Genomic DNA, 11,345 nt, shown 5'->3' with positions numbered 1-11,345 from the left:
ACCAGATGAAGCAGGAACACATCGACTTCATGCTGTCGAAGATCCCGATGAACCGCTTCCTCGCCGTCGAGGAAGCCGCCGCCCTCATCGCCTGGCTCGCCTCCGAGGACTGCGCCTTCTCAACCGGCGCCGTCTTCGACATCTCCGGCGGAAGAGCCGTGTACTGACGAGGCGCCGCCGGTAAACGGCGGCCCCTCCAACAACAATGAAGATCGCAGCGGCCGGAGGCTTCCGGGCGCAAGAGCGGCGTATGTCCATCTAGCAAGGAGGGCGCCCGCATGGCTGCGCAGACACCGTTACTTCTCCCGACCATCAGCAAGGTCACCAAGCGGCTGCTGCCGTTCCTGCTGCTGATGTACATACTGGCCTTCCTCGACCGGGCCAATGTCGGCTTCGCCAAGGCGGCCTTCCAGGCCGATACCGGCATTTCCAACGCGGCCTTCGCGTTCGGCGCCAGCATCTTCTTCCTGGGCTACGCCCTGTTCGAAGTGCCCTCCAACCTGATCATGCACCGCGTCGGCGCCAAGATCTGGATGGCGCGCATCATGGTGACGTGGGGCCTGATCTCGGCGGCGATGATGTTCGCCCATAACGAGACCACTTTCTACATATTGCGCGTTCTGCTCGGCGTCGCCGAGGCCGGCTTCTTCCCCGGCGTGATCCTGTACCTGACCTACTGGTTCCCTTCCTTCGCGCGCGGCCGGGCCATGGGCCTGTTCTACTTCGGCGCGCCGCTGGCCTTCATCTTCGGCTCGCCGCTGTCGGGCCTGCTGCTGGAGTTCCAGGGCGTCGGCGGGTTGCATGGCTGGCAGTGGATGTTCCTGGTCGAGGGCCTGCTCGCCTCGGCGGTCGGCGTCTGGGCGTATTTCTACCTCGACAACAAGCCGTCCGATGCCAAGTGGCTGACGCCGGCGGAGAAGTCGGTGCTGCAGGCCGCGCTGAGCGCCGAGGACACCGCCAAGCAGTCGCACGGCCCGCGCGGCACCCTCGCGGCGCTCAAGAGCGGGCGCGTGCTGTATTTCGCGCTGATCTACTTCATCATCCAGATGAGCGTGTATGGCGTGGTGTTCTACCTGCCGACCCAGGTCGCCGGCCTGCTCGGCACCAAGGTCGGGCTGACAGTCGGCATCGTCACCGCCATTCCGTGGGTGTGCGCCATGCTCGCCACCTACTTCCTGCCGCGCTGGTCGGACCAGACCGGCGAGCGCCGCCTGTTCGCCGGCGGCATCCTCGTGGTCTGCGCCGCCGGCATCGCTGCCTCGGTGGCCTCAGGCTCGCCGCTGCTGTCGATGATCGCGCTGTGCTTCGCCGCGGCCGGCTTCATCTCGGTGCAGCCGATCTTCTGGACGCTGCCGACCGGCTATCTTGGCGGCGTGGCGGCGGCGGGCGGCATCGCGCTGATCAACTCGCTCGGCTCGCTCGGCGGCTTCGTGGCGCCGAACGTGAAGAACTGGGCGGAAGCCACCTTCGAATCGACCTCGGCGGGCCTCTACCTGCTCGCCGGCACGACGCTGATCGGCGCCGTCCTCGTCTTCGCCCTCGCCGCCATCGGCGTCGGCCGCGAGACGCGAGCCGCCGCTCCGGCCGCGAGCCGCTGACGACAAGCCCGCGGCGGGCGATTTCCGCCGCGGGTCCTTCATCTTCCGGGAGCACCGACCACCATGACCATGCCGACCATCAAAGCCGTGCGTGCCTTCACCGTGCGTGGCGGCGGGGCGGACTATCACGACCAGGGCGCGGGACACTGGATCGACGACCATATCGGCACGCCGATGGGCAAATATCCCGAATACCGCCAGAGCCGGCAGAGCTTCGGCATCAACGTGCTGGGCACGCTGGTGGTGGAGATCGAGGCGGATGACGGCACCGTCGGCTTCGCGGTGACGACGGCCGGCGAGATCGGCGCCTATATCGTGGAGAAGCACCTCTCCCGCTTCCTGATCGGCCGCAAGGTCACCGAGATCGAGAAGATCTGGGACCAGATGTATTTCGCCACCCAGTATTACGGCCGTAAGGGCGTGGTGGTGAACACCATTTCCGGCGTCGACCTCGCGCTGTGGGACCTGCTCGCCAAGGTGCGCAAGGAGCCGGTACACGCACTGCTCGGTGGCCCGGTGCGCGACGAATTGCAGTTCTACGCCACCGGCGCGCGACCCGATATCGCCAAAGAGCTCGGTTTCATCGGCGGCAAGATGCCCCTGCATCATGTGCCGGCCGAGGGCGAGGAGGGCTTGAAGGCGAACATCGAGGAGCTCGCCACGATGCGCGAGCGCTGCGGCGACGATTTCTGGCTGATGTTCGACTGCTGGATGAGCCTCGACCTCAACTACGCGACCCGCCTCGCCCACAAGGCGAAGGAGTACGGGCTGAAATGGATCGAGGAATGCCTCTCGCCCGACGACTACTGGGGCTATGCCGAGCTGCGCAAGAACGTGCCGAAGGGCATGCTGGTCACCACCGGCGAGCACGAGGCGACGCGCTGGGGCTTCCGCCTGCTGCTGGAAATGGGCTGCTGCGACATCATCCAGCCGGATGTCGGCTGGTGTGGCGGCGTGACCGAGCTGATCAAGATCTCGGCGCTGGCCGACGCGCATTCCACGCTGGTCGTGCCGCATGGCTCGTCGGTCTACAGCTATCATTTCGTCATCACCCGGCATAACTCGCCCTTCGCCGAGTTCCTGATGATGCATCCGGTGCCGGACCAGGTGGTGCCGATGTTCACGCCGCTGCTGCTCGACGAGCCGGTGCCGGTCAATGGACGGATGAAGGCGAGCGCGCTCGACAAGCCGGGCTTCGGCGTGCGGCTCAATCCCGACGTCAAGCTGCACCGGCCCCATCCGGTCGGCTAGCTGGATACGCATGGCAGGGTGGCGCGGCGCCTGTGGAAGGTCCGTGCCACCATCAGCAGCAGCTGGTGCGCCGGATCAGGCGGTCCTCTCGCCGGTGAGTTCGCCGAGCCGCCGCCCTAGTTCCTCGCTGTAGCGCCGCACAGCATGCGCCTCGCTGAGCAGCCCGACCACCTGGCCCACCGGCGAGACGACGGCGAGAGCGTCGGTTTCCGTACGCTCGAAACTGTCGAGCGCCTCGCGGATGGTCATGTCGGGGCGCAGCACGTCGTCGGCGTGGTGCAGCAGCGCGCCGACCGGGCCGTCGGGCACGTCGGCAGCATAGAGCGCGGCGGGCGTCACCAGCCCGGCATAGTGGCCGCCTTCGGTCGCGACGAGGCAGGGCACGGAGCCCGGCGGCCAGGCATGGCGGGCCTCCGCGACCGGCGTGCCGGCATCGAGCTGCGGCACGTCGCGGCGCATCAGGCTGGCAACCGTCATCTCGCGCAGCCAGCCAATGTCATGGGCGCCGCGTATGTTCTCGCCGCGCAGGTGGAAGCGCCAGGTGGCGAAGGAGAAGCCGAACAGCTGGCGCGTGGCGAGCGAGGCGACGCCGCAGGCCGCGAGCACGGCGAGGGTGAGTTGCAGATCGCCGGTCATCTCCAGCGCCAGCAGCGTCATCGTCATCGGCCCGCCGACCACGGCGACGGCGAGCGCGCTCATGCCGATGATGGCGTGGAAAGCCGGCGGTGTCGCCAGATCCGGCAGCAGGATGCCGAGGCCGGCGGCATAGGCGCGGCCGGCGAACACGCCCATCAGCAGCGAAGCGAAGAACAGGCCGCCGCGAAAGCCCGAGCCGATCGACACCGAGGAGGCCGCGACCTTGCCGACGAGCAGCAGGGCGAAAACGCTGAGCGTGCCGTCGGCGACGATGTAGTGATGCACTGCGCCGTGCCCGGCGGAGAACACCGCCGGGCTGCCCAGCGCCAGCGCGCCGACGATCAGCCCGCCGATGGCCGGGCGCAGGAAGGCGGGCAGACGCGAGCGCCGGAAGCCGGCCTCGACCAGCGTCACGCCGCGCATCACGGCGATGCCGACCAGCGCGCAGAGGAAGCCGAGCAGCAGCACCGAGGGCAGGGCGTCGATGCCCGGCGAGCCGAGATCGGGCAGCGGCGGCAGCGGCGCCGGCTGCACCAGACGGGCGGTGAGCGCGGCGGTGAAGCTCGCCGTCATCATCGGCACGAAGGCCGGGATGGCATAGGTGCCGAGCACCAGCTCGAAGCCGTAGAAGGCGCCCATCAGCGGCGCATCGAACGCCGCGCCGATCGCCGCGCCGGCGCCGCAGGCGACCAGCAGCCGAAGATCGCCGCGCCGGAGGTGAAAGAGCTGGCCGAGCCGCGAGGCGAGCCCGCCCGCCGCCTGGGTGTAGCCGGCCTCGGTGCCGACCGAGGCGCCGACACCGGAGGAGGCGATGGTCTGCACGGCGACGATGAGGCTCTCGTGTGCCGACATGCGTCCGCCATGCAGCGCGTTCGCCTCGATGGGGTCGACCGGCGCGGGGCCGGAGCGCGGAAACGCCTTGAAGAAGATCAGCCCGAAAACGAGCCCGCCCAGCGCCGGCACGAGGAGGACCAGCGCTGGCGCGATGCCGGGCGTGATCGACAGATGCGCGTCGATGGGGATGCGGAACAGCGCCTCGTGCAGTGCCTGCGTCGCCATGTTCATGACGATGACGACGCCACCGGCGATCACGCCGACGCCGGCGGCGAGCACGACGATGCCGAGCTCGCTGATTCGCGCGAGCCGTCGCAGCAGCCGCGCGAAGGTCTGGTTTCCGGAAGCTTGTTCGGCCGTCACGTCCGCGCCCCGCGCTGTCCTCGTTCGTGACTAGGCAAAGCGCAGGGCGTACGCAAGCTCAGCCGGCGGCGGCCATTTCCAGCCGGCGATTGAAGCGCAGCGCCAGCAGCGTGCACACCGCGCCGGAGAGCAGATAGGCGCCCGAGGCGATAAGGCCGAACTCGCTGGACAGCAGCAGCGCGGCGAGTGGCGCGAAGCCGGCGCCGAACAGCCAGGCGAGATCGTTGGTCAGCGCCGAGGCGGTGTAGCGGTATTTCGCCGCGAAGTTCGAGGCCACCACGCCGGAGGACTGGCCGAAGGAGATGCCGAGCAGCGTGAAGGCGAGCACCATGAACACCGCCTCGCCGAGCACGCCGCCGGCCAGCAACTGCGGCGCGAAGCCCGAGAATACCGCGATCGCCACCGCCGAGCCGCCGAGCAGCGTGCGCCGGCCCACGCGGTCGGCGACCGTGCCCGAAACCGCCACCGCTGCCAGGCCGCAGAAGGCGGCGAGTGCCTCGATAAGCAGGAAGCGGGTTGGCCGCTCATCGGTGAACAGGAACACCCAGGAGAGCGGGAACACCGTGACCATGTGGAACAGCGCGAAGGTCGCCAGCGGCGCGAAGGCGCCGACGATGATGCCCTTGCCCTCCATCCGCAGCGTCTCGGAAACCTTCTGCGGCTCCAGATCGCCGCTCTCGAACAGGCGGGTATATTCCGGCGTCACCGCCATGCGTAGCCGCGCGAACAGCGCCACGACGTTGATGGCGAAGGCGACGAAGAACGGGTAGCGCCAGCCCCAGTCGAAGAAATCGGCGGCCGAGAGGTTGCCGAGGAAGAAGGCGAACAGTGCGCTGGCAATGATGAGGCCGATCGGCGCGCCGAGCTGCGGCAGCATGGCGTACCAGCCGCGCTTGCCCTCCGGCGCGGTGATGGCGAGCAGCGGCGCGAGCCCGTCCCAGGTGCCGCCCCAGGCGAGGCCCTGGCCGATGCGGAAGATCGCCAGCAGCCAGATTACCGCGACGCCAATCGTGTCGTATGATGGCAGGAACGCGATGGCGACCGTCGAGGTGCCGAGCAGGAACAGCGCCGCTGCGAGCTTGACGCCGCGGCCATGGTGCCGGTCGATCGCCATGAACAGCGTCGTGCCGACCGGACGGGCGATGAAGGCGAGCGCAAAGATCGCGAAGGAGTAAAGCGTGCCCTTGAGCGGATCGACGAAGGGGAAGACCAGCTTCGGGAACACCACCACGGAGGCAATGGCGTAGACGAAGAAATCGAAAAACTCCGAGGCGCGGCCGATGACGACACCAACGGCTATCTCTCCGGGAGCCACATCGCCACGATGAGCGTGTATTTCCCGAGCGTCCTGCTCAATCGTCGTGCTTGGTGCGCTCATAGTTCTTACCGAAGCTGGGATAAATATAAACTGTAGTCTCGTGCCTATTCGGGCCTTTCGAATTCGAACGGCACGGTTAGCATCGTTCTCTATTAGCCGGGATGCGACACTTCGACATCGCGTATCCGACTTGATATTGAAATTGCTGCGGTGCAGCTATTGGCTCCAGGATCGTAACATCGCGGGTGTACATGCCGTTGCGTCGTCTTAAACTCATGGCACTGCTGCCCCTGGTCGCCGCTCTCGGCGGCTGCAACTTTGTCGTGCTCGACCCGACCGGCGATATCGCTGCACAGCAGCGAGACCTGCTGATCGTGTCGACGCTGCTGATGCTGCTCATCATCGTGCCGGTGATGGCGCTGACGGCATTCTTTGCCTGGAAGTATCGCGCGTCAAACAGCACGGCGACCTACGACCCGGAATGGAGCCACTCGACCCAGATGGAGCTGGTGATCTGGTCGGCGCCGCTGCTGATCATCATCTGCCTCGGCGCGCTCACCTGGATGGGCACCCACCTTCTCGATCCCTACCGCCCGCTCGACCGCATCTCGGCCGACCAGCCGGTGCCGGCCGGCACCACGCCGCTTGAGGTCGAGGTGGTGGCGCTCGACTGGAAATGGCTGTTCATCTACCCGGAGCAGGGCATCGCCACCGTCAACGACCTGGCCGCGCCGGTCGGGCGGCCGATCCGCTTCCGCATCACCGCCTCCTCGGTGATGAACGCCTTCTACGTGCCGACGCTGGCGGGCATGATCTACGCCATGCCGAGCATGAAGACCGAGCTCAACGCCGTCGCCAATGCGCCGGTGGAGTCGCGCGGCTTCTCGTCGAACTACAGCGGCGCTGGCTTCTCGCAGATGTTCTTCCGCTTCCAGGCCCTGCCGGAAGCCGATTTCGACCGCTGGGTCGCCGACGCCAAGGCGAGCGACGAGCACCTGACCCGCGCCGCCTATCTCGACCTCGAGCAGCCGAGCCAGAACGTGCCGGTGCGCCGCTTCTCGGATGTCGACCCGACGCTGTTCGACGCCATCCTCAATCTGTGCGTCGAGCCCGGCAAGATGTGCATGAGCGACATGATGGCGATCGACGCCAAGGGCGGGCTCGGCATGGAGAGCGTCAGCAACGTGCTGCCGCTGACCTATGACAAGCACGCTCGCCGCGGCACCGTGTTCGGCGGGCCCGCCGGCTATGTCGTGGGCATCTGCACGCCGTCGGACCTCTCCACCGCGCTGACGCTTTCCGCCGCCAGCGCCGCCCGCCCTCGCCGGCTCGATCGCGTGCAGGGCGCCGGGCTGCCGCTTCCGGTGCTGTCGCTGCCGGCGTCCGCCTCGCCCCTCGTCCCGATCAGCCTGCCGTCGAGCGAGGCCCTTGCGGGCCCGCGCCGGCCCTCCAACTCCTGACGGCCCCCATGACCGAGTCACCGACCATCGAGCCGAGCTTCCTTCTGGGCCGGTTCACCCTCGAAGCCATCCCCTATCACGAGCCGATCCTGGTCGTGACCTTCATCGTGGTTGCCCTCGGCGGCCTCGCGCTGCTGGGAGCCGTCACCTATTTCCGGCTCTGGGGCTATCTGTGGCGCGAGTGGTTCACCAGCGTGGACCACAAGAAGATCGGCATCATGTACATGGTGCTCGGCGTCATCATGCTGCTGCGCGGCTTCGCTGACGCGGTGATGATGCGCGCCCAGCAGGTCTGGGCCTTCGGCGGTTCTGAGGGCTATCTGCCGCCGCATCACTACGACCAGATCTTCACCGCCCACGGCGTGATCATGATCTTCTTCGTGGCCATGCCGATGGTGACGGGGCTGATGAACTTCGTGGTGCCGCTGCAGATCGGCGCGCGCGACGTCTCCTTCCCGTTCCTGAACAATTTCTCGTTCTGGATGACGGTGTCGGGCGCCATCCTGGTCATGAGCTCGCTGTTCGTCGGCGAGTTCGCCAAGACCGGCTGGCTGGCCTATCCCCCGCTCTCGGGCATCGGCTACAGTCCCTATGTCGGCGTCGACTATTACATATGGGCGCTACAGATCGCCGGCGTCGGGACATTGCTCTCCGGCGTCAACCTGATCTGTACCATCGTCAAGATGCGCGCCCCCGGCATGACCATGATGAAGATGCCGGTCTTCACCTGGACGGCGCTGTGCACCAACGTGCTGATCGTCGCCGCCTTCCCGGTGCTGACGGCGGTGCTGGCCCTGCTCGCGGCCGACCGCTATCTCGGCTTCAACTTCTTCACGAACGACTTCGGGGGCAACCCGATGATGTACGTGAACCTGATCTGGATCTGGGGTCATCCGGAGGTCTACATCCTCATCCTGCCGGCCTTCGGCATCTTCTCCGAGGTGACATCGACCTTCGCCGGCAAGCGGCTGTTCGGCTACACCTCGATGGTCTACGCCACGGTCGTCATCACCATCCTGTCCTACCTCGTCTGGCTGCACCACTTCTTCACCATGGGCTCGGGCGCCAGCGTGAACTCGTTCTTCGGCATCACCACGATGATCATCTCGATCCCGACGGGCGCGAAGATGTTCAACTGGCTGTTCACGATGTATCGCGGCCGCATCCGCTTCGAGCTGCCGATGATGTACACGCTGGCCTTCATGCTGACCTTCGTGATCGGCGGCATGACCGGCGTTCTGCTGGCGGTGCCGCCGGCCGACTTCGTGCTGCACAACTCGCTGTTCCTGGTCGCTCATTTCCACAACGTGATCATCGGCGGCGTGCTGTTCGGCCTGTTCGCCGGCATCGCTTTCTGGTTCCCCAAGGCGTTCGGCTTCAAGCTCGACCCGTTCTGGGGCAAGATGTCGTTCTGGTTCTGGGTGGTGGGCTTCTACGTCGCCTTCATGCCGCTCTACGTGCTCGGGCTGATGGGCGTGACGCGGCGCCTCAGGGTGTTTGACGACCCCTCGCTGCACATCTGGTTCATCATCGCCGCCTTCGGCGCCTTCCTCATTGCCTGCGGCATCGCCTCGTTCCTGATCCAGATCGGCGTCAGCATCAAGAACCGCGACAAGCTGCGCGACACCACGGGCGATCCGTGGAACGCGCGCACGCTGGAGTGGGCGACCTCCTCGCCGCCGCCGGAGTACAATTTCGCCTTCACCCCGGTGGTGCACGATCTCGACGCCTGGTGGGACATGAAGCAGCGCGGCTATACGCGCCCGCTGGGCGGCTTCAAGGCCATCCACATGCCGCGCAACACCGGCGCGGGGGTGATCCTGGCCGGCCTCAGCTTCGTGCTCGGCTTCGCGCTGATCTGGTACATCTGGTGGCTCGCCGCGCTGGCCTTCGTGGCGCTCATCGCCACCGTGATCGGCCACACCTTCAACTATGACCGCGACTTCGACATTCCTGCCGCCGACGTCGCCCGGACCGAGGATGCGCGTACCGCGCTGCTCGCCAACGCGCAGGTGAAGGCATGAGCGCCGCCGTGACCACCGCCAGCCCGGCGCCCGTCTTCTACGAGGTCGACGAGCACCCGCATCCCGAAGGCCACAGCACCTCGCTGGGCTTCTGGATCTATCTGATGAGCGACTGCCTCATCTTCGCGTCGCTGTTCGCGGTCTATGGCGTGCTCGGCGGCAGCTTCGCCGCCGGCCCCGGCCCGCGCGAGCTGTTCGACCTGAACCTCGTCGCGCTCAACACCTCGATGCTGCTGTTCTCCTCGATCACCTATGGCTTCGCCATGCTGACGATGGAGAAGGACCGCAAGGCCGCGACGCTGGCCTGGCTCGCCATCACCGGCCTGTTCGGCCTCGCCTTCCTCGGCATCGAGCTCTACGAGTTCCACCATTTGATCGCCGAGGGCGCCGGCCCGCAGCGCAGCGCCTTCCTCTCGGCGTTCTTCGCCCTTGTCGGCACGCATGGCCTGCATGTCACCTTCGGCACCATCTGGCTGGTGACGCTGATGGTGCAGGTGACGCAGCGCGGGCTGGTGGTCGCCAACAAGCGCCGGCTGATGTGCCTGTCCATGTTCTGGCACTTCCTCGACGTGGTCTGGATTGGCGTCTTCACCTTCGTCTATCTGATGGGAGTGCTGCGATGAGCGCGCACGACACCGCCGCCGGCCACGGGCACAACGCGCATGGGCATGATGCGCACGGCTCGGAGCCTCACGGTTCTCTCGGCGGCTATCTCACCGGCTTTGTGCTCTCCGTCATCCTCACCGCCATTCCGTTCTGGCTGGTGATGAGCGGCGCGCTCGGCAGCGCGACCGCCACGGCGCTCGCCATTATGGGCCTCGCCGTGGTGCAGATCGTGGTGCACATGGTGTACTTCCTGCACATGAACTTCCGCTCGGAAGGCGGTTGGACAATGCTGGCGCTGGCGTTCACCCTGATCCTGGTGGTGATCACCCTCGCCGGGTCGCTGTGGGTGATGTACCACCTCAACACCAACATGATGCCCGGCGCCCATGACATGCGGCGCATGCTGTGAGGCGGCCGCGGTGAAGCGTCCGCTTTTGCGGGCGCGAGGGAAAAGGGCGGGCCGTCCGGCGGCGGCGCCACAAAGGGCAAGGGCGCCGCTCGTTGCCCTTTGCGCGCTGTTCGCCGTCGTCTTCGCCGGCCTCGGCGTCTGGCAGGTGCAGCGGCTGTTCTGGAAGCTCGATCTCATCGCGCGGGTCGAGGCGCGCCTCCATGCCGAGCCGGCCCGGGCGCCGGCGCCCTCCGCGCTCACCCCCGACGACGAATACCGCCGGATCGCGCTGAAGGGGCATTTCCTCAACGATCGCGAGACGCTGGTACAAGCCGTTACCGTACTCGGCGGTGGCTTCTGGGTGCTCACCCCCTTCGTGACGGATCGCGGCTTCGTCGTGCTGGTCAATCGCGGCTTCGTGCCGCCGGAAAGCCGCGCGCCGGACAGCCGGGCGGCCGGGCAGATCGAGGGCGAGACCGGTCTCATTGGCCTCCTGCGGCTGAGCGAACCGGGCGGCGGCTTCCTGCGCAGCAACGATCCCGGCAATGAGCGCTGGTTCTCGCGCGACGTCGCGGCGATTGCGCAGGTGCGCGGGCTCGAACAGGTTGTGTCGGTTGCGCCCTATTTCGTCGACGCGGACGGCGCGCCGGTGCCGGGCGGCTCGCCCGTCGGCGGGCTCACCGTGGTGCGCTTTTCCAACAACCACCTTGTCTACGCACTGACCTGGTTCGCACTTGCCCTGATGTGCGTGGGCGCGGGCATCCTCGCCTGGCGACGGGGAAACTGAGCCTCCACGCCGACCGGACACCGCCGGCAGCGATCCGGGTGCCGTATCCTGATACTTCAAGTAGCGCGAGTGCTATTCCC

At 66.9% G+C, this 11,345-nt stretch carries 10 protein-coding genes; 8 read left to right on the top strand and 2 right to left on the bottom strand.

Annotated features, from left to right (window positions below):
- The 3 genes from ACO2RV_RS16465 to rhmD form a co-directional block, all read left to right on the top strand.
- Nucleotides 1-167 (top strand): SDR family oxidoreductase (locus ACO2RV_RS16465; protein WP_423294930.1); only part of this gene is annotated, 167 nt, incomplete at its 5' end.
- A gap of 111 nt (nt 168-278) precedes the next feature.
- A complete protein-coding gene (locus ACO2RV_RS16460; RefSeq protein ID WP_423294921.1) occupies nt 279-1,598 on the top strand; it encodes an MFS transporter in 1,320 nt (439 codons plus the stop codon).
- Nucleotides 1,599-1,661: 63 nt separating this feature from the next.
- Nucleotides 1,662-2,849, top strand: a complete 1,188-nt coding sequence (rhmD, locus tag ACO2RV_RS16455; RefSeq protein WP_423294919.1) for an L-rhamnonate dehydratase — start codon at nt 1,662-1,664, stop codon at nt 2,847-2,849.
- 75 nt (nt 2,850-2,924) lie between these two features.
- Here the strand turns inward: rhmD and ACO2RV_RS16450 are convergent, their stop codons facing one another.
- Together ACO2RV_RS16450 and ACO2RV_RS16445 are read right to left on the bottom strand one after the other, a co-directional pair.
- On the bottom strand, nt 2,925-4,682 hold the full coding sequence (locus tag ACO2RV_RS16450) for a chloride channel protein (RefSeq protein ID WP_423294917.1): 1,758 nt from the start codon (nt 4,680-4,682) through the stop codon (nt 2,925-2,927).
- A gap of 58 nt (nt 4,683-4,740) precedes the next feature.
- A complete protein-coding gene (locus ACO2RV_RS16445) occupies nt 4,741-6,060 on the bottom strand; it encodes an MFS transporter (RefSeq protein ID WP_423294915.1) in 1,320 nt (439 codons plus the stop codon).
- Nucleotides 6,061-6,257: 197 nt separating this feature from the next.
- On the opposite strand from ACO2RV_RS16445, the gene cyoA reads away from it, so the two are divergent.
- The 5 genes from cyoA to ACO2RV_RS16420 are packed head-to-tail and all read left to right on the top strand — an operon-like array spanning nt 6,258 to nt 11,265.
- Complete coding sequence (cyoA, locus tag ACO2RV_RS16440) at nt 6,258-7,460, top strand: ubiquinol oxidase subunit II (protein WP_423294913.1); 1,203 nt, start codon at nt 6,258-6,260, stop codon at nt 7,458-7,460.
- 8 nt (nt 7,461-7,468) lie between these two features.
- Entirely contained in the window at nt 7,469-9,484 is a 2,016-nt protein-coding gene (cyoB, locus tag ACO2RV_RS16435; protein WP_423294911.1) for a cytochrome o ubiquinol oxidase subunit I, read from the top strand.
- Nucleotides 9,481-10,107 (top strand): cytochrome o ubiquinol oxidase subunit III, encoded by a 627-nt coding sequence (gene cyoC, locus ACO2RV_RS16430; RefSeq protein ID WP_423294909.1) that lies wholly within the window; start codon nt 9,481-9,483, stop codon nt 10,105-10,107. The genes cyoB and cyoC overlap by 4 nt, the downstream gene beginning before the upstream one ends.
- Nucleotides 10,104-10,499 (top strand): cytochrome o ubiquinol oxidase subunit IV, encoded by a 396-nt coding sequence (gene cyoD, locus ACO2RV_RS16425; protein WP_423294907.1) that lies wholly within the window; start codon nt 10,104-10,106, stop codon nt 10,497-10,499. The genes cyoC and cyoD overlap by 4 nt, the downstream gene beginning before the upstream one ends.
- Nucleotides 10,500-10,509: 10 nt before the next feature.
- Entirely contained in the window at nt 10,510-11,265 is a 756-nt protein-coding gene (locus tag ACO2RV_RS16420; protein ID WP_423294905.1) for an SURF1 family protein, read from the top strand.
- The last annotated feature ends 80 nt before the right edge of the window (nt 11,266-11,345 follow it).

It is taken from the genome of Ancylobacter sp. VNQ12, assembly GCF_049445835.1.
Classification (GTDB): domain Bacteria; phylum Pseudomonadota; class Alphaproteobacteria; order Rhizobiales; family Xanthobacteraceae; genus Ancylobacter.
This window is presented reverse-complemented; position numbering and strand designations above follow the sequence as displayed.